General features: G+C 64.9%; 20 protein-coding genes and 1 pseudogene. 9 read left to right on the plus strand and 12 right to left on the minus strand.

The genetic code is table 11. From position 1 onward, the window contains the following. On the minus strand, positions 1-1,137 hold the full coding sequence (locus BOX37_RS20300; protein ID WP_240505434.1) for a nitrate ABC transporter substrate-binding protein: 1,137 nt from the start codon (positions 1,135-1,137) through the stop codon (positions 1-3). Between the two features lie 458 nt (positions 1,138-1,595). On the opposite strand from BOX37_RS20300, the gene BOX37_RS20305 reads away from it, so the two are divergent. The 3 genes from BOX37_RS20305 (at position 1,596) to BOX37_RS20315 (ending at position 5,398) form a co-directional block, all read left to right on the plus strand. Next, the gene (locus BOX37_RS20305) at positions 1,596-2,639 is read left to right on the plus strand and encodes an isopenicillin N synthase family dioxygenase (protein WP_071929046.1); all 1,044 of its coding nucleotides are present in this window, start codon (positions 1,596-1,598) and stop codon (positions 2,637-2,639) included. Positions 2,640-2,921: 282 nt separating this feature from the next. Next, on the plus strand, positions 2,922-4,232 hold the full coding sequence (locus BOX37_RS20310; protein WP_071931698.1) for an amidohydrolase family protein: 1,311 nt from the start codon (positions 2,922-2,924) through the stop codon (positions 4,230-4,232). A 95-nt stretch (positions 4,233-4,327) separates the two neighbouring features. Next, complete coding sequence (locus BOX37_RS20315) at positions 4,328-5,398, plus strand: isopenicillin N synthase family dioxygenase (protein ID WP_071929047.1); 1,071 nt, start codon at positions 4,328-4,330, stop codon at positions 5,396-5,398. Positions 5,399-5,419: 21 nt separating this feature from the next. On the opposite strand, the gene BOX37_RS20320 is transcribed toward BOX37_RS20315, so the two are convergent. Beyond that, positions 5,420-6,706 carry a helix-turn-helix transcriptional regulator gene (locus BOX37_RS20320; protein WP_240504959.1) on the minus strand — a complete coding sequence of 429 codons (1,287 nt, stop codon included), beginning with the start codon at positions 6,704-6,706 and terminating at the stop codon, positions 5,420-5,422. Between the two features lie 161 nt (positions 6,707-6,867). Between BOX37_RS20320 and BOX37_RS20325 the strand changes: the two genes are divergently transcribed. Further along, positions 6,868-7,953: an S-(hydroxymethyl)mycothiol dehydrogenase gene (locus BOX37_RS20325; protein ID WP_071929049.1), complete on the plus strand. Its 1,086-nt coding sequence runs from the start codon at positions 6,868-6,870 to the stop codon at positions 7,951-7,953. Next, positions 7,950-8,582 carry an MBL fold metallo-hydrolase gene (locus BOX37_RS20330; RefSeq protein ID WP_071929050.1) on the plus strand — a complete coding sequence of 211 codons (633 nt, stop codon included), beginning with the start codon at positions 7,950-7,952 and terminating at the stop codon, positions 8,580-8,582. Before BOX37_RS20325 ends, BOX37_RS20330 begins: the two co-directional genes overlap by 4 nt. A gap of 26 nt (positions 8,583-8,608) precedes the next feature. Here the strand turns inward: BOX37_RS20330 and BOX37_RS20335 are convergent, their stop codons facing one another. From BOX37_RS20335 to BOX37_RS20375, 8 genes and pseudogenes are all read right to left on the minus strand, one after another. Then, the gene (locus BOX37_RS20335) at positions 8,609-9,853 is read right to left on the minus strand and encodes a dihydrolipoamide acetyltransferase family protein (RefSeq protein WP_206045687.1); all 1,245 of its coding nucleotides are present in this window, start codon (positions 9,851-9,853) and stop codon (positions 8,609-8,611) included. Further along, the gene (locus tag BOX37_RS20340) at positions 9,846-10,838 is read right to left on the minus strand and encodes an alpha-ketoacid dehydrogenase subunit beta (protein WP_206045688.1); all 993 of its coding nucleotides are present in this window, start codon (positions 10,836-10,838) and stop codon (positions 9,846-9,848) included. The genes BOX37_RS20335 and BOX37_RS20340 overlap by 8 nt, the downstream gene beginning before the upstream one ends. Positions 10,839-10,858: 20 nt before the next feature. Next, the gene (gene pdhA, locus BOX37_RS20345; protein ID WP_084759889.1) at positions 10,859-11,965 is read right to left on the minus strand and encodes a pyruvate dehydrogenase (acetyl-transferring) E1 component subunit alpha; all 1,107 of its coding nucleotides are present in this window, start codon (positions 11,963-11,965) and stop codon (positions 10,859-10,861) included. Positions 11,966-11,975: 10 nt separating this feature from the next. Then, positions 11,976-13,427 (minus strand): dihydrolipoyl dehydrogenase, encoded by a 1,452-nt coding sequence (gene lpdA, locus BOX37_RS20350; protein ID WP_071929052.1) that lies wholly within the window; start codon positions 13,425-13,427, stop codon positions 11,976-11,978. 163 nt (positions 13,428-13,590) lie between these two features. After that, on the minus strand, positions 13,591-15,063 hold the full coding sequence (locus tag BOX37_RS20355; protein ID WP_420811544.1) for a PucR family transcriptional regulator: 1,473 nt from the start codon (positions 15,061-15,063) through the stop codon (positions 13,591-13,593). A gap of 221 nt (positions 15,064-15,284) precedes the next feature. Then, positions 15,285-15,497 carry a DUF1775 domain-containing protein gene (locus BOX37_RS35460; RefSeq protein ID WP_071929053.1) on the minus strand — a complete coding sequence of 71 codons (213 nt, stop codon included), beginning with the start codon at positions 15,495-15,497 and terminating at the stop codon, positions 15,285-15,287. A 359-nt stretch (positions 15,498-15,856) separates the two neighbouring features. Continuing rightward, a pseudogene (locus BOX37_RS20365) lies at positions 15,857-16,955 on the minus strand (MFS transporter); the annotation flags it as partial. A gap of 458 nt (positions 16,956-17,413) precedes the next feature. Further along, entirely contained in the window at positions 17,414-18,010 is a 597-nt protein-coding gene (locus BOX37_RS20375; protein ID WP_071929055.1) for a TetR/AcrR family transcriptional regulator, read from the minus strand. 403 nt (positions 18,011-18,413) lie between these two features. Between BOX37_RS20375 and BOX37_RS20385 the strand changes: the two genes are divergently transcribed. Further along, a complete protein-coding gene (locus BOX37_RS20385; protein WP_071929057.1) occupies positions 18,414-19,121 on the plus strand; it encodes an ABC transporter ATP-binding protein in 708 nt (235 codons plus the stop codon). Next, on the plus strand, positions 19,118-21,604 hold the full coding sequence (locus tag BOX37_RS20390; protein WP_071929058.1) for an ABC transporter permease: 2,487 nt from the start codon (positions 19,118-19,120) through the stop codon (positions 21,602-21,604). Before BOX37_RS20385 ends, BOX37_RS20390 begins: the two co-directional genes overlap by 4 nt. A gap of 23 nt (positions 21,605-21,627) precedes the next feature. On the opposite strand, the gene BOX37_RS20395 is transcribed toward BOX37_RS20390, so the two are convergent. Then, positions 21,628-22,203 (minus strand): TetR/AcrR family transcriptional regulator, encoded by a 576-nt coding sequence (locus tag BOX37_RS20395; protein WP_071929059.1) that lies wholly within the window; start codon positions 22,201-22,203, stop codon positions 21,628-21,630. A gap of 54 nt (positions 22,204-22,257) precedes the next feature. Between BOX37_RS20395 and BOX37_RS34155 the strand changes: the two genes are divergently transcribed. Continuing rightward, positions 22,258-22,527, plus strand: a complete 270-nt coding sequence (locus tag BOX37_RS34155; protein ID WP_156910468.1) for a hypothetical protein — start codon at positions 22,258-22,260, stop codon at positions 22,525-22,527. 777 nt (positions 22,528-23,304) lie between these two features. Further along, positions 23,305-24,237 (plus strand): LysR family transcriptional regulator, encoded by a 933-nt coding sequence (locus BOX37_RS20400; RefSeq protein WP_071929060.1) that lies wholly within the window; start codon positions 23,305-23,307, stop codon positions 24,235-24,237. A gap of 735 nt (positions 24,238-24,972) precedes the next feature. Here the strand turns inward: BOX37_RS20400 and BOX37_RS20405 are convergent. Continuing rightward, entirely contained in the window at positions 24,973-25,305 is a 333-nt protein-coding gene (locus BOX37_RS20405; RefSeq protein ID WP_206045689.1) for a DUF4442 domain-containing protein, read from the minus strand. Between the last annotated feature and the right edge of the window lie 55 nt (positions 25,306-25,360).

Consider the following 25,360-nt stretch of genomic DNA (forward strand, 5'->3'; position numbering starts at 1 on the left):
CTACCGCACGTTCACGTCGATGAACTGCGTCGAATACAGATCAGTTGCGGAAATTCGTGCGGGCAGACCTGACCCTCCCGTGTTGAGCACCGGGATCAACTCGTCGATGGACTTTTGCACCTTCGCCATGTCGTAGCCGCCCCACACACCTGCCGAGTCTGGGGCGATAATCTTCTTGTCTTTGAGAGTCTGCGCCGAATAGGCCGCCTCGGCGACGCTGTACGGATAGAACGAACCATCCTGCGCCACCCAATCGGTGACGGTCGTGTTGATTTCGTCGGGCGTGTTCACGTAATTCTTGCCGGTGTGCTGGATCATCGGCACGAGTTTCTGCAGGCACGGTGTCAGTGCTTCCAATTTGTCGGGTCGCACGCTGACGTTCGACGCGTAGACGTCGTAACCGGCGTCATGCACCATCGCATACGCGACCGGCTTGTTCCACGATGGCGTCTTGTGCTCGTAGACATAGGGTTCCGAGTTGGCGAATCCCTGTTGGGCTATCGACGGATCGCCGACGAAACGCGCAGGCGCACCGTCGTACCCTGTATCGATCTGGCTTTGTTTGAGAAGTCCTTTGGCTACGAGCCATTGCGGGAAGATCTGGTCCTTGGAAACGACAACGGTCGCGTCCGACTTTCCGATGTCAGCGATCGTGCGCCAGTCGGGATGTTGTGCACTGTCCCACATCAGAATCGACGGATTGTACTGCAGTAGCGGGGTAACTGCGACGACACGCTGCCTTGTCCCGGCCGCCACAAGTTGGTCGCCGTGCACCAATCCGAGAGTGATGCTGTCGTCCACATACATCGCCGACGGCACCGACTGGAATCCGATCGCGGGGCCGCCCGCACGCAAAGTAATGCGAACCCCCGTGTCCTTGCCGTCGTAGACGAGCGGGCCCGAAGCGGACTTTTGATCCGTGTTCACGCTGTAACCGGGGCCCATCAAGCCGATAACGCCTGCCATATCCGACGAGGGTTGCCACTGCAGCTGCACCACTACGTTCTCGGGACAGACCGAGGCGAGGTTGTACTCCGCAGGTGCGGGCGGCAGCGCCTGCGCGGAACTCGACGGCGAACTCGAATCAGCGCAGCCGACAAGTGCGGCGACGCATGCGGAGACGGTGGCCGCCGTCATCGTCGCACGCGCGAAGGCTCTCACCTGCGGCGATGGGTGAGGAAGGGGCCGATGACGGGACATGATGTTCTCCTCGCAGGAAACGGTGAGCGAGCCGACGATATCGACCCTCGAACGAATTGCATGTAACTGTAAGTCCCGGTTCTTGCCCGCGCGAGTCGTGCGCATCCCCGCGCCCCGCAGAGCCTTGAACCGCAGTAAAATGGCTGTGACATGCACATTAATGCTGATCTCCAGCGGTGGACACCATCCGATGCGCGGGTAGGTCACGCACTGTTTACGCGGGGATACGCGATCGCAATACATGCAATTAAGAATAGAAACGTCACGACAAGCTCGATCATTACATGCACTCACACCAGAGGGTTCAACCCTGACGCACGGACGCGGCTCGACGGTCCGATCGCCGACAGGTACACGGCAGGATCCGAGTTCGCCGAATAGATGAAGGAACAGCCATGTTCACAGTGCCGATCATCGACATCTCGCCGTACGCCGACCCGGCGAGCACCCCGGCACAGCGCGCCGAGGTCGCTCGCCAACTCGACGAAGCCGCTACCAACGTCGGTTTCATGCAGGTCGTCGGGCACGGCATCGCGCAGGAGTCCATCGACCGCCTCACCGCGGCACTCGACGCCTTCTACGACCTACCACTCGAGGTCAAGAAGAACTACGCACGTCAGGGAGAGAATCGAGGTTACAGCCCCCCCAAGAGCGAGTCGCTCAGCATGAGCCTGGGTGTCGCCGCGGCCAACCAGATGAACGATTTCTACGAGGCGTTCACCGTGGGCTCGGAAGGTTCTTGGTACGAAGTCGACGAGTTGCCCGTGGTGAGCTACCCCACGAACACGTGGCCCGACGACACCGTCGAGCAGTTCAGGCCGGCCATCGAGCACTGGTTCACGCAGACACGCCACCTGTCCCGGATTCTGCTGCACGCGTTCACCGACGCGCTCGGTCTGCCCGCAGGCTACTTCGACGACCTCACCGATCATTCGATCGACGCATTGAAGATGAACAACTACACCCTGCCGGAGGGGGAGATCGAACTCGCTGGTGAGCTCACCGGGATGGGCGCGCACACCGATTTCGGCATCCTCACCGTCCTCTGGGCCGACCGCGTCCCCGGACTGCAGGTACTCGACCGCACGGGCATGTGGCACGACGTGCAGCCCGAGGAGGGCGCGCTGATCGTGAACCTTGGTGACGCGATGGCGCGTTGGACCAACGACCGCTGGTTGTCGACCATGCACCGCGTCGATCCGCCTGTCGTCGACGGCAGGATCATCCGACGTCGTTCGGCGGCGTTCTTCTTCGACGGCAACTTCGACGCAGTCATCGAGACCCTGCCGGGCTGCTCAGGCACCGATCGGCCAGGGTATCCGCCGATCACCATCGCGGAGAACATCAACGCCAAGCTGGCCGGGATGAAGCAGGGTGTAGCACCGAGGGATGCCGAACGGGAAGCGCAGCGGCTGGCCACGGCACAGTCTGCACGGTAGAGGCCTGCTCGCGCATGGCTGTCGACAGCGAATCGGAGATCAGGGCCCGTAATTCTGGACTCAGCGGCATTCCGCAGCAATGGCATTGCACAAGGCTGTTGCGTGCGTGTAAAATCCACAACCGTCGGTAGCGCAGAGTTCAAAATCCACGCTACTCTGACAGTCACGAGAACGTATGTAGCAAAAGGCAAGAGCCCTTTTGTTCGCGTCCGTCTCGACCGCGTGAGGTCGCAGACGTCGAAAAGCGCATCCGATCTCTTCGCCTCAGAAGGTTTCACGCAGATGATCTCAGCGATCAAGACAACGGACGTACTATCCGACGTTTCAGTGTTCACAGGCGGAAAATGGCGCGAGCACAGTGATATTCACATCGTTGGCGGCATTGTCACGGACATTGTTCCAGCCGCCGTGCGCGGCTCCGAAACCCGGCACGTGATACCGGGTTTCGTCAACGCGCACACTCATCTGCAGCAATCACTCATGCGCGGTATGGCCGAGAACACAGGTCTGCTCGAATGGTTACAGCTGATCGGCACCGAGACCGTCCGGATCACCCCGGAGCGCGCGTACTTGGCAACGGTATCCGCAGCCTTGGAGTTGTTGCGGTCGGGAACGACAACCGTGGTCGAACATATGTGGCCGTCGCCGTCATCCGAGGTACACCAAGCGGTCGTAAGAGGGCTGCGCGACACTGGAATACGTGCGGTATTGGGCCGGGGCATCGCCGATCGCGCCGATGCGTCCCGTCGCTGGGGTTTCGAGCCGGCCTTGTTGTCGCCGATCGACGATGTGCTCGACCACGTGACCGAACTGATCGAACTGACCGCTGGGTCGACGATCTCCTTGGCTCTCGCGGTGCCCAATCCCCGATCGATCTCCGTGCAAGGGTTGGCGGCTACGCGCGAGTACGCGGACAGCCATGACATTCCGGTGATGATTCATCTCCTCGAGACGAGTGTCGATGACGTCATGTGCAGAGAGCACGTGGGGAAGGGTGCGGTCGAATTCCTCGACACCGCCGGGTTTCTCTGGCCGAGGCTGCTGGCCGTGCACTGCGTCGAGCTGGACGGTCCGGGGCAGGAGCTACTGTCCGAACGCGGCGTCGCGGTGGCATACAACCCCGTCTGCAACATGCGGATGGGCAGTGGAGTCGCCCCCGTCCCCGCCATGTTGGAGCGAGGGATGAATGTCGGTCTCGGCGTCGACGGAGCAGCGAGCAACGACACCCAGGATATGTTCCAGGCATTCCGGATCGGGTCCTATCTTCAGCGGGTAGCACACAAACGGGCGGATATTATGGGATTCGCCGAAATGGTCGACATCGCGTGCGGAGGCGCCAATGGGAACCTCGGGTTGCCGACGGTCAAGGGCGGCGTAACCATCGGTGCGCCAGCGGATCTCACCGTTGTTCGATTCGACCGTGATTACGCGACCCTACCGGTGCGCGACGCGGGCGCGATGATCCTCACCGCCGGTAGCGCGGCAATCGTCGACTCTGTCCTGGTCGACGGTGAGGTGGTATTCCGCGATGGTAGGAGCACACGCGTAGACGAGGACGCGCTGACCAAAGAGCTCGCCGGGCTGGACGTCTGACTCGCCGGTCCGGCGACGCGCAGGCGCCTTTGTGTCATCGACCGAGGAGAGTCGATCGCGCATCCTCGAATCCATTTCTTTGTCAGGAGGACAGTATGTTCAACGTTCCGGTCATCGACATCTCCGCCTATGTCGATCCGCAGAGCACAGCCGCGCAGCGCGCCGAGGTCGCGCGTGCGCTCGACGAGGCTGCTACCACAGTCGGTTTCATGCAGATCGTCGGCCATGGCGTTCCAGCGGCTGCGGTCGAGGGGCTCACTGAGGCGTTCGACGCGTTCTATGCGCTGCCATTGGGTGTCAAAAAGAGCTATATGCCGCGCGCAGGTGAGAACCGCGGCTACAGCCCCCCGAAGAGCGAGTCGTTGAGCATGAGCCTCGGAGTGGCGAACGCCAACCAGATGAACGACTATTTCGAGGCATTCACCGTCGGTGCCGGCCGCTCGTCGTACCCGCAGCGATTGAATCTGCCGGAGTCCAGTTACCCGGAGAACCTGTGGCCCGATGATGTCGTGCCCGCTTTCCGGCCCGGGGTGGAAGAATGGTTCGGCCACGCACGGGATGTGTCCCGAAAGCTGTTGCGTGGCTTCACCGATGGCCTCGGGCTTCCCACCGACTACTTCGACGACCTGGTGGATCATTCGATCGACGTGCTGAACCTGAACAACTACGCACTTCCCGAAGGAGAGATCGAACTCGCGGGTGAGTTGACCGGGATGGGGGCGCACACCGATTTCGGAATTCTGACGATTCTGTGGGCTGATCAGGTGCCTGGACTACAGATTCTGGATCCGGACGGTGTGTGGCAGGATGTGCAACCCGCGGATGGCGCCCTGATCGTCAATCTCGGAGATGCCATGGCGCGATGGACAAATGACCGATGGGTCTCGACGATTCACCGCGTCGACCCGCCGATCGTCGACGGTCGCATCATTCGTCGGCGATCGGCGGCGTTCTTCTTCGACGGCAACTTCGACGCGGTCATCGAAACACTGCCCGGATGTGCGCGGACCGACCGTCCTGAGTACTCGCCGATCACTGTCGCCGAGAACATCAATGCCAAACTGGCTGGGTTGCGGGCAGGGATCGCGCCGACCGACGCCTCTCGCGAAGCACAACGTCTCACTTCAGCTCTCGGGGCGGCTCGCAGCGACACACAGGCCGTCTGAGCCTCGGGGTTCGACCTGGTATCACGGCTGGGCTGAATCGAAGCTCGCGGTGAGTCCAGTTCGAATTCCGATGACAGCGGCCTCGCCGCGAGACGACACGGCGAGCTTCTTCAACAGACCAGCGACGTGGAACTTGACCGTGCTTTCCGCGATCCCGAGGTCGTCGGCGATCGCCTTGTTCCGCATTCCGGCCGACACTCGGGCCAGCACTTCACGTTCGCGCCGGTTCAGCGCACTCAATTCCGCCCGTTCGACGGCGGCGACCGGCGGGTCGAGCGGTATCCGCACGCGCACCCGGCTCCCCCAACCCGCTACCACCTCGATGTCGAACTCCGCGCGCAGCGTCCGCGCCCGACCCGCGAGACTCCGGGTCAGCGCGGCGGTGTCGAGTTGTCCGGCCGCGCTGTCGCGGATGTCGACAACCAGCCGGTCCGTGTCGGACGTCCAGGCGATGCGCAGGCGTTCGAGATCGGGTTGTGCCGTGAAGACCAGTACCGCGGACTGGGTCATGGCCCGGGCACCGTGGGCGATCTCGCCCGGTAGTCGCCGCCCGTCGACGGGCGGCGCGTCGAACTCCGCGGTGATCGTCCGGCGGTGCAGCAGCGGCTCCAGCTCGCGATGCAACCGTTCGAACGCCGCCGCGGGCGGTTCTTCCGACAGTGTGCGATCGGAGGCTTCGCCGGATCGCAGCGCGATCAACGCCACTGACGCTGCCGAGGTCGCGGCGGCTCTGGCCTGCGCGTCGTCGAGACCGGGCGCACGCAGCGTGACCAGCAGACCTGCGAGCACCGCCTCGTGCGCTGCGGTCAGCTCGCTGATCGCCCGCGCTCTGGCTGCCGACGCGGCCCGGGATTCGGCGAGATAGTCGGGGCTGGCTTGTGCCACCTGCTGACTGATCGATGTCGCCACCATGCCGAAAACGGCTACGAGTTCATGTTGAAGCGGCACCGGTTCGCGCTGGCGTGGCATCAATACCAGCAGCGTGTCACAGCGGTCACGGACCACCCACACCCATCGCCGGGCACCAGCGAGCACCACCTCGTCGGCGCGGGAGTCGCCGGGCTCGACGGTGGCCTTCAGCGCCTCGAGTTCGGCGATGGCGATCCGGTCGACGATCTCGGCCGGTCCCGCGACCTTGCGCGGCCGACCGCTACATTCCCGGGTGAAGATCACCAGCGCCAGATGTGGCCAGTGCCCGGACAGACACCGTGACAGCCGCGCCGCGATGTCAACCAGCGGACCGTCGACCACCTCCCGCAGAGTCCGCAGCGGCACTTCCTTCGACTGACATCTCGCCGGGTCATACACGCCGCCGATTGTAGGACGGGCAGGCCGGCCGGACCTCACCGGAGGGCTAGGTTTCGCCCGCCTTCCGACCAGGTTCTTCCGCCAAACTGTCGAGCTAGCGTCGATGCGCAGCGCGCATACCCGTATCGCTGTTCACTCATCACCCTCGGAGGTTCACACCCATGCCGCAGCAGGTTCGCGGAATCATCGCCAGGAAGCCGGGCGCCCCGGTCGAACTGACCGACATCGTCATCCCCGATCCGGGGCCGGGCGAGGTCGTCGTCGCGGTCGCGGCGTGCGGGGTGTGCCACACCGACCTGACCTACCGCGAGGGCGGCATCAACGACCAGTTCCCGTTCCTGCTCGGCCACGAGGCCGCGGGCACCGTCGAAAGTGTCGGCGCGGGTGTCGATTCCGTCGAAGTCGGCGACTTCGTCGTCCTGAACTGGCGGGCGGTGTGCGGGCGATGCCGGGCCTGCAAACGCGGCCGGCCGCAGTACTGTTTCGACACCTTCAACGCCACGCAGAAGATGACGCTCACCGACGGCACCGAGCTGACCCCCGCGCTCGGCATCGGCGCGTTCGCCGACAAGACACTCGTCCACGCCGGACAGTGCACCAAGGTCGACCCCGCCGCCGACCCCGCCGTCGCGGGCTTGATCGGCTGCGGTGTGATGGCCGGACTCGGCGCCGCGGTGAACACCGGCGCTGTGGGCCGCGGCGACTCGGTCGCGGTGATCGGCTGCGGCGGTGTCGGCGATGCCGCCATCGTCGGCGCGCGGCTGGCGGGCGCATCCACGATCATCGCCGTGGACCGCGACGAGCAGAAGCTGGCCTGGGCCCGCGAGCTGGGTGCCACCCATACCGTGAACGCCACCACCGCCGACACCGTCGCCGCCGTCCGAGAACTCACCGGCGGGTTCGGTGCGGATGTGGTCATCGACGCGGTGGGCAGGCCCGAGACCTGGCGTCAGGCGTTCTACGCCCGCGACCTCGCCGGCACTGTCGTCCTCGTGGGTGTCCCCACTCCTGATATGCGCCTGGAGATGCCGCTGATCGACTTCTTCTCCCGCGGCGGATCCCTGAAATCCTCCTGGTACGGCGATTGCCTGCCCGAGCGCGACTTCCCGATGCTGATCGACCTCTACCTGCAGGGCCGGTTGCCGCTGGAGCGGTTCGTCTCCGAACGCATCGCCCTCGAGGATGTGGAGCAGGCCTTCCACACCATGCACGAGGGCCGGGTACTGCGCTCGGTTGTCGTGCTGTGAGCGGCGCGCTGCGCATCGACCGGGTGGTGACGTCGGGGGTGTTCGAACTCGACGGCGGCCGTTGGGAAGTCGACAACAATGTGTGGGTCGTCGGTGACGACCACGAGGTCGTCGTCATCGACGCCGCCCATGAGGCGACGCCGATCATGGACACCATCGCCGGACGCAATGTCGTCGCGGTGGTGTGCACCCACGGACACAACGACCACGTGACGTTCGCACCGCAACTCGGCGAGGATGTCTACGCACCGGTGCTGCTCCACCCCGGCGACGACCCGCTCTGGCAGCTCACCCATCCGGACAGCAAATACTGGTCACTGCACGACGGACAGCGGATCGCGGTGGCGGGCACCGAACTTCACGTCATCCACGCGCCCGGCCACTCGCCCGGGTCGGTCTGCCTGCATCTGCCCGAGGCGGACGCGCTGTTCTCCGGCGATACCTTGTTTGCCGGTGGGCCGGGTGCGACGGGGCGAAGCTTCTCCGATTTCCCCACCATCATCGACTCGCTTCGTGATCGCCTGCTGACGCTACCCGGCCACACGAGCGTCTATACCGGTCACGGCGAGGCCACGACGATCGATACCGAAGCGCCACATCTCGAGGGATGGATAGCACGCGGCTTCTGATCCAGACAGTGCGACCGGTGAATTCGTTACGCGACAATCCGCAAGGGGTTTTCGACGAGCTCCTTCAAGGTTGCGAGGAATTGGGCTGCGAGCGCGCCGTCGATGGCACGGTGGTCGGCGGACAGGGTCACGCGCAGGATCTTGCGCGCGACGACTTCGTCGTTGTCCAGACGTAGTTCGTCGGCTGCCGCGCCGACCGCGAGAATCGCGGATTCGGGCGAGTTGATGACCGCGGTGAATTGCTCGATGCCGAACATGCCGAGGTTGGAGATGGTGAAGGTGCCGCCCGACATCTCCTCGGCACGAAGCTTGCGGTCACGGGCGCGGGTTGCCTTGTCACGGCTCTCGGTCGCGATCTCGGACACGCTTTTACGGTCGGCGTCACGAATCACCGGAACGAGCAGTCCCATCGGTGTCGCCACCGCGACGCCGATGTGGATCTGCCTGTGCCGCAACAGTGAGTCACCAGCGAAGCTGACGTTGATCGAACCGTCCTGACGCAAGGCGACGGCGACCGCCTTGACGAGCAGATCGTTCACACTGACCTTGCCGACGTCCAGCGTCGCGTTGATCTGTGCCCGGAAGGCGAACAAATCGGTCACGTCGATCGCGCTGGTGACGTAGAAGTGCGGTGCCTGCTGCTTGCTCTCGGTGAGTCGAGTCGCCGAGACACGCTGGATGTTCGTCAGCGCGACTTCCTCGTAGTCCCCGGACCCCGCGACCTGTTGTACAGCAACGGCACTCGCCGCACGCGAGAGCTCTCGGGTGTCGGCGGGTGCGTCGGGCTCGCTGCTGTGCGCCGCCTCCACGTCGCGTTTCGTGACTCGCCCGCCCGGACCGGTGCCGACGACGGTGTCGATATCGACCTGCCGCTCGCGCGCTATCTTGCGGGCCAGTGGCGAGGATTTGACCACCCTGGTCCGGCGCAGGTCGGCGTGCGAATCCTGTGACGCAACGGCTGGCGCAGTCGCCTCAACGGTCGGCGCGACCGTCGGCACGGCACTGTTCGCATTCGTCGGTGCCGCAACCGATCCGGTGCCGTCACCGACCGTCGCGATCGGTTCACCGATCGCGACGCGAACGCCCGGCTCGGCGAGGATCGACTCGAGGATCCCGTCCTCGTACGCTTCGAGCTCCATCAGTGCCTTGTCGGTCTCGATTTCGGCGACGATCTCACCGCGGGTGATCTGGTCACCGACCTTCTTGAGCCAGACGGAGACGACACCGTCTTCCATGGTGTCGGAGAGCCGGGGCATGACGATGTCAGGCATTGCTGATTTCCTTACCGACGGCGGCGAGAGTTTCCTTCACCGCGGTGTAGAGCGATTCCGCGGACGGCAACGCCAGCTTCTCCAGTGGCTTGGCATACGGCAGCGGAACCTCCGCCATCGCGACGCGGCGAACGGGGGCGTCGAGATAGTCGAAAGCGCCATCGGAGATCGATGCCGCGATTTCCGCCCCGATGCCGTAGGTGAGCCAGTCGTCCTCGCCGATGACCGCGCACCCGGTCTTGCGGACGGAGGCCACGATGGTGTCGCGATCCAAGGGGCGCAGGCTGCGCAAGTCGATCACCTCGACCGAAATACCCTCGCCGGCACAGCGTTCAGCAACCTCACTGGCGACAGTGGCCATGCGGGAGTAGCCGATCAGCGTGATATCGGTGCCCGTGCGGGTGACCGCGGCTTTGCCGATCTGGATGGGCGGAAGATCCTCGGGCACTTCACCTTTGGTGTTGTACAGCGACAGGTTCTCCAGGAACAACACCGGGTCGTCGTCCTCGATCGCCGCCTGGAGCAAGGCCCGCGCATCGGCGGGAGTGCTCGGTGCCACGACCTTCAGACCGGGTACGAAGGCGTAGTACAACTCGATGTTCTGCGAATGCGTCGCCCCGAGTTGCTGGCCGCCGCCACCGGGAGTCCGGATCACCATGGGCACGCTGGTCTGCCCGCCGAACATGCCGTAGATCTTCGCGGCGTGGTTGACGATCTGGTCCAGTGCCAGCAGCGAGAAGTTGATCGTCATGATCTCCACGACCGGGCGCAATCCGAGCATCGCGGCACCGATCGCCGCGCCGACGAAACCTTCCTCGGCGATGGGAGTGTCGCGCACCCGCTTCTCGCCGAACTCCTTGAGCAGCCCGGCGGTGATCTTGTAGGAGCCTTCGAAGACGCCGATCTCCTCACCGATCAGAAAGACATTGTCGTCGCGTCGCATCTCTTCACGCAGGGTTTCGCGCAGCGCTTCGCGATAGGTCATGACAGACACAGTGGGAGTCCTCAGTGGGTGAAGAGCGGGTCGGCGGGCAGGCGGCGGGAATCGCCCGGCACGGGGGTGGCGTAGGTGTAGTCGAACAGGCTCGACGGCTCCGGATGTGGGCTCGCGTCGGCGAATTCGACGGCGGCGGCGACACCGTCGGCCACCTCGCGGTCGAGTTCGGCCAGCGCCTGGTCGGTCAGCACCCCGGCGGTGAGCAAACGCTGCTGCCACAGCAGGATCGGATCGTGCTCGCGGACCGTGGCCACTGTTTCGGTGCTGCGGTACTTGGCCGGGTCGACTACCGAGTGGCCCTTGAGCCGGTAGCTCACCGCTTCCAGCAGTGCGGGTTCGCCGTTGCGGCGGGCGCCTTCGATGAGCTCGCTCGCCAGGTCGCGCACGGCGAGCACATCGGTGCCGTCCACCCGCTCACCACGCATGCGATAGGCGGCGGCGCGTTTCCACAGATCCGGTTCAGCCGAGGACTTCTCGACCGTGGTCCCCATGCCAGTCTGGTTGTTGATCACCAGGAACACCACCGGCAGCCGCCACAGCGCCGCGATGTTGAGCGACTCGTGGAAGGCGCCGATATTGGTGGTGCCCTCCCCCATCTGGCACACCACGACGTCGTCGCCGTCGGTGTAGTCGATGGCCAGCGCCGCGCCGATGGCAAGGGGAACCTGTCCACCGACGATGGCGTAGCCGCCGAGCAGCCGGGTCGCGGTGTCGTACATGTGCATCGAACCACCCCACCCCTTCGACGTGCCGGTGGTGCGGCCGTAGAGCTCGGCCATCACGCGACCCGGTTCGATACCCTTGGCCAGTGCGTAGCCGTGTTCGCGATAGTTGGTGAACAGGTAGTCGGTGGGGCGCATCGCGGCGCCGAGGCCGACAACCGTGGCTTCTTCGCCGAGATTGAGGTGGCAGTAGCCGCCGATCTTGGCCTGCTGGTAGCTCTGGGCGGTGCGCTCCTCGAAGCGGCGGATGAACAGCATGTCGCGGTAGAGACAGCGCAGGCTCTCCGGATCTTCTTCTGCGACAGCGGCTTCGACGTCCGGCGGGACGGCAGGTACAGGGTCGGCTTTCGTCGGCTTGCGGACGGGCTTTCGCCGCGCGGTGGTCGTGGTCATGCCGGGCTCCTCAACGCTTCTTACGTGGCGCGATGTGTACCGGCAGTCCGAGTCCGGCCATGGCCGCCTCCATACCGATCTCGCCGAGAGTGGGGTGGGCGTGGATGGTGTCGGCCAGTTCGTCGAGCGTGGCTTCCAGTGAGATCGCGAGTGCACCCTCGGCGATCAGATCGCTGGCCGACGGGCCGATGATGTGCACGCCGAGCACTTCCTGATGCGCTTGCCCCGCAACGATTTTGACGAACCCTTCGGTCTCGCCGAAGGTCTTGGCCCGGCCGAGGGCCGCGAACGGGAACTTGGCGGTGATCACCTCGTGACCGGCCGCGCGGGCGGCTTCCTCGGTGAGACCGACGCTCGCGATCTCCGGGTGGGTGAACGTCGCGGCCGGGATGACCGAGTAATCGATGTGGGCGTCGTGCCCGGCGATCACCTCGGCCGCGGTGATGCCCTGATGTGAGGCGACGTGGGCGAGCAACGCCCGCCCGGTCACGTCGCCGATGGCGTACACGTGCTCGACCCCGGTCCGCAGGCGTTCATCGACCTCGATGAAACCACGGGCGTCCGTCGCGATTCCGGCCACATCGAGACCGAGTTCCGCAGTGTTGGGGCGGCGGCCGACTCCGACGAGTACGACATCGGCGTCGAGTTCCTGTGCCGCCGGACCGCCGACCGACACTCGCAGCGGGTCACCCTCGGTGATCGCTGTGACGGTGGCACCGGTGAGGACGGTGATGCCGCGTTGGCGGAACGATCGGCCGAGTGCGTCACTGATCTCCTCGTCCTCCAACGGAACCAGGCGGTCTTGCATCTCGACGACCGTGACCTGGCTGCCGAACGTGGCGAACAGGCTGGCCCATTCGGCGCCGACCGCGCTGCCGCCGATGATCACCAAGCGTTGCGGCACCTCGGTCACCCCGAACGCGCCGTCAGAGGTGACGACACCAGGCAGTTCCGCGCCCGGGGTCTGCAGCCGCGCGGGCACCGAACCGGTCGCGACGATCACATCACGCGCGCACACCTGGCGAACCGCCGGGCCAGCGGCGGCGGCGTAGCGGGGCCCGCCGTCGAAGATCGGTGAGGCGCCGACTTCATGGACCTCGACTACGGTCGGCTCGACGAACCGGGCATGACCCTCGATCAGCGTGACCCCGTTGACCTTCAGCAGGCCCGCGACACCGTCGGTCAGCTCTTTGACAATGGCGTCCCTACGTTGCCGCACCGCGGCGAAGTCGAAGCGCACGTTGTCGGCGATGACTCCGAATCCGGCTGCGGCGGTGAGAGTGTGGAATACCTCCGCGGAGCGCAACATCGCTTTGGTGGGAATGCAACCCCAGTTCAGGCACACTCCGCCAGGGCGTTCCTTTTCCACAACGCAGACCTGCAGGCCGCGTTGCGCGGCCCGGATGGCGGCCACATATCCGCCCGGTCCACCACCGATGACCAGTAGATCGAATTCCAGCACTCGTGGTGCTCCTCAGCTCGAAGGATCAACCCCATCCGCGGTCGCAGTACGGGCTGTTCATCGAGTCTTGCGGTCCAAGATTGCCCAATCAACGGACAGACAGCCCAGACTTCATCGCCTGAGAGTGGGCGCAGAGCCCAATTCGAGAACCGTGATCGGCCGTTCAGTCGGTCCTGCTGGACCCCATCTCCAAGGCCGCCAATGCCAGCGAAAGCTCCAGGTAGGACCGCTGCCCCTCCAACCGTCGCCCCAACAAAGAGGAGATCCGCTGCAACCGATTGATCACCGTGTTTCGATGGCAGTGCAGCCGCGGCGCGGCGTGGGCCGCCGAGCAGTTCTCCGTCAGCCAGATGGCCAGTGTGGACAACAGGATCTCGCGTTCCTTCGAGGGCAGTTCGAGAACCGGACCGAGCGTGCGAGTGATCATCAACTCGGTCACATCAGGGGAACGCAGTAGCAGCGCCTCCGGAAACCGATCTTCCAGCGAGACCAGACCCTGCGCTGATGTGGGCAGGGTCTCCAGTGCAAGGACGGCCAGCGCATGCGCGGTACCGATCTGAGACAGCCCCGCGACGACAGGCGAGGCCGCAGCCGGCCCCCGAAGCCGCTTCTCGACCTGATCGAGCACCACAGAGCTCTCGCGCTGCTCCATCGAAACGAGTCCGACCATGATGTCGACCCGATCGTGCCACACCGAACGAATACCCACGGCAGCCAACGCCGTCTCGGTACCCAGCTCGATGTTCGGCCGTTCGCCACGCACCGCGACCACCAGATAGCCACCGTGGGTGGGCAGATTCAGCTCGCGCGCCGCCCGTGCGGCGACGTTCGCGTCCTGCGCACTGCCCGCGAGCAGATCTTCGATCAAGCCGTGACGATGCCGCTCGTCGCGCCGCACCTGCTCCAGTTCGGTGCTTCGATAGGAGGTGACCAGCGCGGACGACATTCCGTCGATTGCCGCCCAGGTCGCTGCACCGATTGTCCGAACCTCGGCAGCGGACAGTTCGCCGGCCCGGTCCAGGAGCGCCTCCCACACCACCTGGCCCCCGAGCCGGAAAGTCCGCAACATGACTTCCAAAGGCACGCCCTGGGCCGCGCGATTGCGACCAATCGCGGTGGCGACATCATCATGATCCGCCGCGACAACGTCACCCGCCAGCAGGTCGAGCACTCTGGCCAGATAGCTGTGACATCCAGCGCGCAAATCGTTCCGACTCACCGGCGAGTAATCGGTCCACTCGGGAATATCGGTGAAGATCGCCGACATCAGCCGCCGGGTCAGTGCAGGCACTTCAGCTCGACATTCGACCGCCAGCCGCCGGGCCCCCGCTGCTGGCCCGGTGTACTCGGATGTCCCTGCCATCCTGTTCACGCTACGCGAGGGTGGCGTTGGGGAGTGCAGCTCGAGCCTGTTGAAACGTCGCTCGACCACGTTGCGCTGCTTGTATGCCTCAGGGGCGAACGCCGGTGGTCGTCCACCGGCCGATCCCTTGGCACGTCGGCGGGCGATCTGGTCGTCTCGTTCGGGACCGACGACCCCTGCCACAACAGCTAGCGCCGAGATCGCATGGCCAGCCACACGCGCACTCCTCAAAGCACTGCCCCCGCATGACGGATGCCGTACCGGCGAGGCCACCGGACAGTGCCCCGCAAGCCCAGATGTCGAATCTTGTTGAACATCAACCAATCTCGATTGTCCTGACAAGACGCCGTGTCGGGAGACTGAGGCACCCCGCGCCAGTGACGTGCTCGAGGCAGGTGGTGACGATGTCTTTCGGACTGGTCGGTGCACTGCCGCCGCAATTGTGGTCAGTACAGCGGTGGCGCCGGACTCGAGAATCGAACTCGGCGCCGCTGTCAGGCCTGCGCACGGATGGCTTGGTTACCGGGTTGTCCGGCGGGTGCGCGCCAGGGCACCGAGTCCCGCAGCCGCACCGAGACCAAGGTCAGGACGGGCAGCGGGAACTCCGGCTCATCGGCACCGGCAGGGGTGGGCTGATCCCAGGTTTCGACCTTGCCGTCGCTGTAGGTCTGCACGGCTTTGAAGGCGACTGTGTCCTGCTTGGGCATGGGACCTGCGTAGAGGAAGAACAGTCAACATTGTCGTCGAGGCGACATCTGATTCGTTGGAGATCCGGAAGTACAGGACCGAGGTGGCCCCTTGCTTCGCGCCAGGTGCCTCGACTGCTGTATGTGCGGAGGCGACGCCGGCGGCCAGTGTTGTAGCGGCCGCGACAACACTGGTGGTGAAGGCGATCCGCCGAAGAATGGTGTTCATGTCGTCTGTCCTTGTCTTTGTCATAGGGTGCGCCCTCGCCAGCGTCCTGTCGTGGGCGTACTGGCGGACTGGTGCGAGATGGGATGGTGCGCGGCGAGTTGGTCCGCTGCGACCCGGTTCGAGCCGGGGCGGCTCGTTCTTCGAATCGTTGGCGGCCTGCCGGTATCTGGTGGCGACCGCCGTCGTATGCCGATCCAGTGGGTGCAGTATCTGCTCGTTCCATACGCATCAGTGCGTAGGCCGCGACAGCACCGATTGCGGCCAACCCCGCCCAGACGGCCCAGTCGAGGTCGGCGGCACGGGCGGCGCCGACAACGGCGCCGGTGGCCAGGTTGCCGATGAGAATGCCGACACCGACGACGGTGTTGTAGAACCCATAGTGCGTGGCGACGAGTTTGTCGCCGGAGAGGGCGACGACGGTATCCATCTCGAAGGGGAAGACCGCGGCGGTGCCGACCGCCACCAGTGCCGTCGTGATCAGAAGAGCGGTGACGGCAACGATCGTCCCGAACGGACTCGGACCGGACACCACCATCAACGGGACGAACGACGCCGCGAGGACAGCCGTTCCGGCGGCCAGGCTCCGGCCGGAACCCCATCTGGCTCGCAGCCAGGCGGTGATGCGCAGCTGGCCTGCGACTGCGACCACACCGGATACGACGAACAATGCCGAGACCAGGATCTGCGCCTGCGCACCGGCGATGAACTGTGCCTGCAAGGGCAGAGCCAGATGGACCTGGAACGACAAGACGTAGGAGCCGATCATGGCCACCGAGAACGCCAGGAACCGGCGATTGGACACCACCGTGCACCAATCATCGAGAACCGAGGTCTTCGCCATCGAGGTTTCGCCCCGCCGAGCAGGCAGCGCGAACAGTTGGGCAATCATCAGCCCGGCGAAGACAATGGCGGCAACGCCCGCGGTGACCCGGAAATCAACTGCCATCAACGCAAGTCCCACCAGCGGGCCCGCGAGAATCCCGGCCCGCGTCGGCCGCCAGATACGCGCGCACCGCGGGATTGAACAACGCTCCGGCAAAACCAGTTGCAGCAGAAGCGATGAGCACCCCCGGTAGCGAATTCGCTACCACCAGAAGGGCGAAGCCTCCGGTGCGCAGCAGACAGCCTGCAATGATGAGCGGTTTATAGCCCAGGCGATCGGCCAGCGTCCCCCCGATCAGGAACATGCCCTGCTGGGAGAAGTTGCGAACACCCAAAACCAGCCCGACCGCCCACGCCGCCAGGCCGATGGTCGCCTCCGGGAAGGCCTTGTCACACGACTCCCCGCCCTGGCTCCGCGATGTCACAGTCCAGGCCGACTGGTCGGAGACAACTTCGAACGAATGAGCCATCGGAATCCTCTGTCGGTGCGCTGGATCCGAATCAACACCACGCAGACCTCGGATCCGGAAGAACCCGGCCCGCCTGCCTCGACAGCGAAGCGTCACCCGAAGCTCCGCGTCGCTTCCATCACCGTGGTCGCGGCGTTTGGCCGTGATCGCCCATTTGGCCCTCAGCGGCAGCCTGATCACAGATCTGCGCCTGACCAGCTCCGTCGGAATACTCGCTCTCGCGCTATTGGTGTTCAAGTTCGCCACGATCGCGCTGGCGGGGCGGGGCCTCATCACGCTGGGCCGCGCGAGTCATCACGGCATGACCGCCAGAATGGCCCGAAGCCTATCGCTGGGACGTCGCAAGCCTGACCACGTCACACCGCGAGCCGCAGACCTCTGAGAATGACGGCGACAAGCCTGTCCAACGCCTGATCGTCGGCCATGGCGTCCGCGGCCGTGAGGGCGTGCAGGCAGTAGGTGGCCAGCTCGCCGACGGACACGTCGGTACGGATCCCGCCCTCCCGGGCAGCGTCGGCGACCAGGTCGGTAAACAAGGCGTGCAGTTGCCGCTGCGCCGCTTCCACCTGCCCGTCCGACCGATGCAGCAAGATCGCCAGTTCACTTCCGTGCGGCTGGTGCCGGTGGTGTTGCGCGCGGTGCCGTTGATGGTGACCGTATGCGCCGAGTACCGCGCTCAGTCGGCCCATGGGGTCGGTCGTGGAGTCGCGAATTTCAGCAATATACACAACCTGCCTGGTGACCTGGCGAAAGTGCCAAGCAGCGAGGATGGCCTCGATGTCCGGGAAGTACTTGTACAACGTCGCCCGGCCGATCCCGGTCCGCTCGGCGATCTCCGACATCTTCACCCCGGTCGGCCCGAGCTCGTTCACCAGCTCCCACGTCGTGTCCAGGATCGCCTCGCGAACACCGCGCCGATGTTCGGAGATGGTGTCGTTCCAGAGTTTCGGCATACCCAAGTATACGTATCGACACGATAATGACGTAATGTATTGACAGAGACACTCTGTCTAGCAAAGACTGGCGAGTGACCGCTGAACCGTCACGAACCAGGAGCCGACAATGAACTACGAGACCGCGGGACCGCCCACACGCCCTGGTGTCCCGCGCTGGGCGATTCTGTCTGGAGTCGCCATCGCCGTGCTTGCGATCGTGGTGGTGGTGATGCTCGTCGGCGGAGGCGAACACGGCCCCGGCCGACACGGCGGCGGATCGGACCACCCGTACACGAGCGTCAGCCACACCCCGTCGCCATCGGGAGCACAACCATCTGCCACGCCGCCGTCCGACCACATTCCGCCTTCGGGCGCGCACGGTTGACTCCGATTCCCACCAAATCAGCTTGGGAGACAGGACATGACGATGAAGAACGTCATCCGCGTCGATGACGTGGTGAAGACCTATCCAGTAGCGGCAGGCGAGTTCGTCGCAGTCGATCACGTGAGCCTCGAAATCCCCGAGGGGGACTTCGTCGCCATCGTCGGCCGCTCCGGCAGCGGCAAGACCACCCTGCTCAACATGCTCGCCGGCATCGACCGGCCCACATCAGGAACAATCCACGCGGCAGGCGCGGAACTGGGTTCGCTGTCGGAATCAGGGCTCGCAGCATGGCGCGGCGACAACGTGGGACTGGTCTTCCAGTTCTTCCAACTGCTACCCACGTTGACTGTTGTCGAAAATGTTTTGCTCGCCATGGATTTCGTCAAGAAGATCCCAGTGTCAGAACGCAACGACCGCGCCCACATGCTGCTCGACCGAGTCGGGATCGGAGCCCAGGCCGACAAGCTCCCCTCGACCCTGTCAGGAGGCCAACAACAGCGAGCCGCAATCGCCCGCGCGCTGGCCAACGACCCTCCGCTGATCCTGGCCGACGAGCCGACCGGCAACCTCGACTCCCAGACCGCGGATGCCGTCCTGTCATTGTTCACCGAACTCAACAACGAAGGCAGAACCGTCGTCGTCGTCACCCATGAACGCGACATCCAGGCGATCACCAAGACCCAGATAACCCTGCAAGACGGTCGCATCTTCGCCTCCGACGCCATGACGGTGGTCCAGCCATGAGCAACTTGATGGCCGTCAAGGTTCGCCGGGATCTCCGGGCGAACTGGTCTCGGCTGGCGCTGATGGTGGTTGCGATCGCCATCAGCCTCATGGTCTTCGGCGGTGTGCTGTGCGGCTGGGCCACCGTCGGCCGAGAAACCAGTGGCGCCTACATGAGCACCGAGCCTGCCTCGGCCACGATTCTGCTCGACAAGGGCGTCAACGCTGAGGTGATGGCCGCGCTCGTGGACCGAGCGCGCGACGAGCCGGGTGTGACCGCAGCAGTCGGGCGTACTCAGTTCAACAGCGAATTCCGGATCAACGATCAGTACCGAGACATTCCGATCCAGGTGTTCGTCGCCGCGCCCGACGATCCCATGCAGATGGCGAAATTCTTTCCGCAGCAGGGCACATGGCCGCCCGCGCCGGACGAGATCTATCTCGGCAAAGACGCGCTCGCACTCATGACGACCACGATCGGCGACACCGTGACGGTCACCTGGCCATCCGGCGGACACCGCGACGACGGCGCCGAAGCCGCCAGTGGGACGACCGTGAAGCTCCGTGTCGCCGACACGGTATACGACCCGAGTCTGTCACCGTCCCCGCAGGAACAGCGGGGGCGCGGCTACGTCTCGACCGCGGCGCTGGCGGGAAGTCCGGTGCTGTTCGATCAGGTGAAAGTGGTGGTCACCGAGCCTGGTCAGACCGAGCCGAGTCGCAGCCGCGAGGCCGCTACCGCGGTAGCGAGCCGTCTGTCCATCGCGTTGCAGCGCGACTACGGCGTCACCATCCGCGAGGTTCAGGTCCCCCCGCCCTACGCGCATCCGCACCAGTGGCAGGCCGATTCGCTACTGCTGTCATTGCTCGCGGGCGGCGCCGCCGCGCTGCTGCTCAGCACCATCCTGGTGGCGTCGATGCTCAACAACCTCTTCACTCAACAGATCCCGCAGATCGGCATCATGAAGGCCATCGGCGCGAGCTCGGGCCGGATCGGTCGGGCCTACCTGGTGATGGTGCTCATCGTCGCCACGGCAGCGACAGTGCTGGCGTTGCCGGCTTCTGCCTGGATCGGCAACCAATTGGTCACGAACCTGCTCAGCATGCTCGGCATCGAGGCCACCACCCTGGCCCCACCGACGTGGACCTATGCGGTGATCATCGCTGTAGGCCTCGGACTGCCGCTGCTCGTCGCCATGGTGCCATTGCTGCGAGCAAGCCGGATCACCGTACGAGCAGCCATCGATCACCACGGCGGCACCACCCAGCCGGGCCGGGCGACCGCGCTACTAGCCGGGCTGGGCCGCATCCGCGGTCTGGATCGTGGCCTGATCATGGCACTGCGCAACACTTTTCGCAGACCAGCAAGATTCGTGCTGTCGGTCGGACTACTAGCCGCGGCGGGCATCGTCTTCGTGGCGGGAATGTCACTGAGTTCCGGGGTCGACGCGGTGGCCGAGCAAGCCGAGGCCGAACGGGTCTGGGACGTGGAGATCCAACTCGCGCAGCCGGCTTCCATGGACCGAGCACGCAGCCTGCTGCAACCGGTCGGTGACATCACCTGGGTCGAAGGCATGTCCAATGCCAAGACCGGTGTCGCGGGCGCTGACGGCGTCCCGCTCACCCGAACCTATCCCGACCAGGGGCACGGCAGCGTCTCGGTGCGTGCCGCACCGGCCGAGGCCACCATGCTCACCCTGCCGAAGAAGATCATCGAGGGACGCTGGCTCAATCCCGGCGAAACCGGGTCGATCGTGCTCAATCAGATAACCCGCAACAACACCCTTCCCGGCGTCGGAGCCGGCGACACGGTCCAGCTGTCGGTGGGCGGAAAGTACACGAGCTGGCAGGTTGTCGGCATCGCCGAGGAAACAGGACACGGCAGCGGCGTCTACACCACCACCGAGGGACTCGCCGCCGCTCTGGGAACGCCACCGCAGGTGAACATGCTGCGCATCGCGACATCCGAGCACAGCGAACAGACCCGGGACACGGTAGCCATGGCCGCGAGCACGGCATTGACCAATGGCGGTATCACCGTCGAAAAATCGGAATCGGTCAGCCGGGCCAACGCATCCAGCGCGGGGCACATGGGTCCGCTGGTCGCGGTGATCATGGCCATCGCCATCGCCATGGGTGTGGTCGGGGCGATCGGGCTGGCTTCGACGATGAGTGCCAACATCATCGACCGGACTCGGGAGTTCGGCGTCATGCACGCGATCGGCGCGCAACCCAAGTCAGTTCGCCGAATCGTGGTGGCCGAAGGCATCTTCTTGGCTTTGGCCAGCTGCTTGGTCGCGGCTCTACCCGCACTCGGACTCACCGCGCTGCTCGGAAACGGACTCGGCACGTTGTTCTTCTCCGCGCCACTACCGTTCCGGATCTCACTGCCCGCGGTCATCATCTGGGTTGTACTCGCCATCCTCGGCGCAGCACTGGCAACCGCAGCAGCAGCAAGCCGGGCATCGCGGATCACTGTCCGCGAAGCACTCGCCTACCTGTAGAACCGACGCCGCCGGGTCACCGATTACCCGTCCGTCTGCGCTCGCAGACCGGACAGGGTGACGGTGACCAGGCGGCGTACTGCAGCCTTGGAACGCAACGAGCTCGTGGCCGACAACGCCGACAGGCTGTAGCGCGCGAGCTCGTCCGCCGGAACATCGGAGCGCACGACACCCGCCTCAGCACCCTCCACCAGCAGCGCCCGCACCAATTCCTGCAGATGTGCCTGAGCGTGACCGACGTGGCCACCTTGATGCAGCACCGCGACGAGCTCGCCATGGTGATGCTCGTGATCGATCATCGCGTAGGTACCGAGCACCTTCTCCAGCCGCTGCTCGACGCTGCCGCCCCGCTCGACGATCTCGGCCATTTGCTGCAGATGCCCACCAACGCGCCGCTCATGCCAGGCCCGCATGATCGACTCCACGTCCGGGAAGTACTTGTACAGCGTGGCCCGGCCGATACCCGCTTGTTCCGCGATCTGAGTCATGGTCACCGATGCGAGACCGTTCTCCGCGACCAGCGAGGCCGTCGTGTCCAGCAGGGCGTCCCGCACCGCTTGGCGATGCGCGGTGATGGTGTCGTTCCATAGCTTGGGCACAATCGCAGTATCTCACGTGCCATCGCCCGCTCTGCCCGAGCAGGTTCCGGGTCGATGAAGGAATCGTTGAAACAAACGCTATCAGCCTCGCTGGCGTCTGTCCCGATCCGGGAGACGATCAGCAATCACGATTCCGGTGATGTACAGCGGAATGAAAGCAAATGCGAAGAGGCGGCAAGTGCCGGGTTGCCCGCCGAACAACGTCGATCACAGCCAGTTGCGGCGGGTGTGTTCAACTGCCGAACTATTCCCTTGAACAGCCGAGAGCTGGCCCAACGCCATCTGCAGCCGCGTTGTTCAATGCCGTGGCTCGCCTTTGCTTGACGTACACACTGCGGTCGCACAATGCTTTCGAAGTACACGTCGCATCGAGGTGGATGCCGACCTTCGCCAGCCGACGCACACGCCTCAGAATTATGAATGTGCCGACCGCACCGGGAGAACCACACCAGGGGGCCGGAATTGTCACGAACCATTACCCTGACGAACGACGTCAAGGCCGGGCGCAGAGAACGAACTGGTATGACGCGGCTGGCCCCAGCCATCGTCGGGACGATGTAAGTCGTAGCCGGTCCTGGGCGGGCGGCGCGCAAAGTAGCGAGCCGGGGTGCAAAACCTTCCTCAGCTGTCTGCGAACCGGTCACGGGCAACAGCGTCATCACGATCAGCAACACCCACCGAGCGGCGCCGCGCCGAGCATCCGCGGGTTCGGGTTGCTCGGGATCGAGGCCTTGCCGATCCCCCTGATCGTGGGCGGATGCCTCTGGCGTGGTCGTGGTGTTGGCGCCACCGAAACCGCCGAGCAGGCCACCCGAGTTGCCACCGTTACCGGTTGATGTCGGCGCGGCGCGCGCGAACTGTTGCTGACGCGCCTGCCGACCGGTGACGAGGTCTGGCTGAAGGCCGCTTGGACGAAGCGGTGCACCTGTTTCCGGGCCGCGTGCAACTGGCGCACCCGGGGCTGGCCCGGGAGGTCGGGCGCTAGCCGAAGGCGGATGTGGCCGCAGTTGTATCGCCTACAGTTCATCTCGCTGTTCGGCAGGTTCACCCCTGGTTATTCGGGCCGGATACGCTGAGCTCCATCCCGAAGGGGAGGTAGACATGGAGCTCAGGCTCTTGGCGTCGTTTGTGGCCGTCGCGGAAGAACTTCATTTCGGCCGCGCGGCTGCCCGACTACATTTGGCCCAACCCTCGCTCAGTCAGCAAATTCAACGGCTGGAGCGAAGTGTAGGAGTCCAACTGGTGGAGCGCAGCTCACGCCAGGTCAATCTCACGCCGGCGGGTGAGGTGCTGCGCGATCTCGCACGCAGTATCCTCACCCAGACCGAAGAGGCCCGATCGACGGTGCGGGAGGTGGCCCTCGGCCGCGCAGGCACCCTGCAAATCGGATACAACTTCGCGTCCGGCCAGCGCATCCTGCCCGCCGCGCTGGTGCGGATGAACACGATTCTCCCCAACGTCACGGTCAACCTGATCGAACAGCGCACCGGCCCGCAGCTGGCCGCGCTCTCGGCCGGGGCGCTGGATATCGGGTTGGTGTACGGCCGTCCCGCGGCCACCGAATTCCACAGCCAACCCCTGCTGCAGGTGCCGCTGGTGGCGGTCGTGGGCCGCGGGCACAGCTGGGCCCGGCGGGCGCGCACATCGTTCAGCGAGCTGGCCGGTCAGTCCTGCATCCTGTTCGAACGCCAGCAATGCCCGGCTATGTACGACGCCATCCACCATGCCGCGGAACGCAGCGGGATCAAGCTCAATGTCGAGCATCACCTCGACGATCCCAATGCCACCGCCATTATGGTGTCGGTCAAGCCGATGGTCGGGTTCGCATCCTCGGTGCGGGCCGGGGCCGCGCCCACCGCCGGGTACAACCAGACGGTCACGGTGGCGCTGCACGACCCGGTGCCAACGGTCGAGTTGTGCATCGTCTGGCGAGCCGACGATACCCGTCCGATCGTCCGATCGTTCCTCGGATGCATCGAATCCGCGCGATCATCGGAATCCGTAACGAAGCTGCAATCCCTTCTGGCACAATAGGAATCAGCATCCATGCGTGTGAACTGTCGACCTTGCCGACCGGATCGCAGGCGGTGAGCTGGTTCGTGATCGGCGAACTCGTCATCTGGTGCGACTTCGGTGGCGCGCTCACCGACGACCTCGCGCCTCCAGGCGAAGTGGTCCAGATTCTCCAGGCAGGAGTCCGGGCCCAGATGCCACCGGGTGAGCTTTGCGGCCTTCAGGCGGCGGGCGAGGTGGTCCACGGTCGACTTCGGACCCAGCGGGTCGGACTCGAACGAGACCATGAGGGTGCGCAGCGGCGAATCACCGAGAAGGCGATCATAATTCAGCTTCGTGCCCGCCTGCTGGTAGCGGCCGGTCAGGGCGTGCCAGGACCAGTCGACCATTACGCCGCCGGCCCTCGGGCCGCCCATCACCTTGTCGCCAGGCCAGATGCCGCGCAGACACGGGACCACGCCGACGTACTGGCTGCCGTACAGGACCGACGCCCAGCGCTTCGGGTCGAACGTGCGACCGTAGACGACACCGGTGGCGATGACGCTTCGCCCAGTCGCGGGGTGCTCTCCCCTGGGCGCGTAAAGCCACTGTTGCCGACGAGAATCCGGTCGCATGCAGGGCTTTGGCGAGCGGCAGATAGAACGTGGCCGGCAGCGCTTCCAAAGTGGAGAACTCCGACGGGCGCTAGCTCTTCGGGCGTGGTGCGTCACCGGAAACCGAGATTCGGCTGGACCTAGCATAGGCATCGCTCCTGGATCAGACGGCCGCGGACTGCGAGGCCGCGAGCTTGGTGACGTACTGGAACGAAACCTTGCCGACAAGCACATCATTGTCGTCGCAGATGGCACGGATGCGCCCGACTGCGGGCTTGAAGAACGCGGAGTGCGAGTCGCGCACCACCATCCATTCGACCTCACCCAGGCCCGGGGTGGCCGCGCCGACGAAGGCCACCGCGCAGGCGATATCGGCGGCCAGGTGCAGCGCCACCGCGTGCACGGTATTGACGTGACTGCGCAAGTCCGGATTGTCCGGCACCCCGGCGAGCGCCTGGTCGGCGTCCAGCGCGGTGACCTGGGCACCGGTGAACACACCGAACGGTACGGCCGCATTGGCGATCTCGGTGAGCTCGGCGAAATCCGGGTCT

The sequence above is a fragment of the Nocardia mangyaensis genome (genome assembly GCF_001886715.1).
Classification (GTDB): Bacteria; Actinomycetota; Actinomycetes; order Mycobacteriales; family Mycobacteriaceae; genus Nocardia; species Nocardia mangyaensis.

What these genes read in the sequence shown, in the direction of transcription:
- BOX37_RS20340 (WP_206045688.1), bottom strand. Translation starts at nt 10,838, where the DNA reads ATGACCTATCGCGAAGCGCTGCGCGAAACCCTGCGTGAAGAGATGCGA.
- BOX37_RS20335 (WP_206045687.1), bottom strand. Translation starts at nt 9,853, where the DNA reads ATGCCTGACATCGTCATGCCCCGGCTCTCCGACACCATGGAAGACGGT.
- BOX37_RS20315 (WP_071929047.1), top strand. Translation starts at nt 4,328, where the DNA reads ATGTTCAACGTTCCGGTCATCGACATCTCCGCCTATGTCGATCCGCAG.
- BOX37_RS20310 (WP_071931698.1), top strand. Translation starts at nt 2,922, where the DNA reads ATGATCTCAGCGATCAAGACAACGGACGTACTATCCGACGTTTCAGTG.
- BOX37_RS35460 (WP_071929053.1), bottom strand. Translation starts at nt 15,497, where the DNA reads ATGCCCAAGCAGGACACAGTCGCCTTCAAAGCCGTGCAGACCTACAGC.
- BOX37_RS20300 (WP_240505434.1), bottom strand. Translation starts at nt 1,137, where the DNA reads ATGACGGCGGCCACCGTCTCCGCATGCGTCGCCGCACTTGTCGGCTGC.
- pdhA (WP_084759889.1), bottom strand. Translation starts at nt 11,965, where the DNA reads ATGACCACGACCACCGCGCGGCGAAAGCCCGTCCGCAAGCCGACGAAA.
- BOX37_RS34155 (WP_156910468.1), top strand. Translation starts at nt 22,258, where the DNA reads ATGAAGGAATCGTTGAAACAAACGCTATCAGCCTCGCTGGCGTCTGTC.
- BOX37_RS20385 (WP_071929057.1), top strand. Translation starts at nt 18,414, where the DNA reads ATGACGATGAAGAACGTCATCCGCGTCGATGACGTGGTGAAGACCTAT.
- BOX37_RS20390 (WP_071929058.1), top strand. Translation starts at nt 19,118, where the DNA reads ATGAGCAACTTGATGGCCGTCAAGGTTCGCCGGGATCTCCGGGCGAAC.
- BOX37_RS20305 (WP_071929046.1), top strand. Translation starts at nt 1,596, where the DNA reads ATGTTCACAGTGCCGATCATCGACATCTCGCCGTACGCCGACCCGGCG.
- BOX37_RS20400 (WP_071929060.1), top strand. Translation starts at nt 23,305, where the DNA reads ATGGAGCTCAGGCTCTTGGCGTCGTTTGTGGCCGTCGCGGAAGAACTT.
- BOX37_RS20375 (WP_071929055.1), bottom strand. Translation starts at nt 18,010, where the DNA reads ATGCCGAAACTCTGGAACGACACCATCTCCGAACATCGGCGCGGTGTT.
- BOX37_RS20325 (WP_071929049.1), top strand. Translation starts at nt 6,868, where the DNA reads ATGCCGCAGCAGGTTCGCGGAATCATCGCCAGGAAGCCGGGCGCCCCG.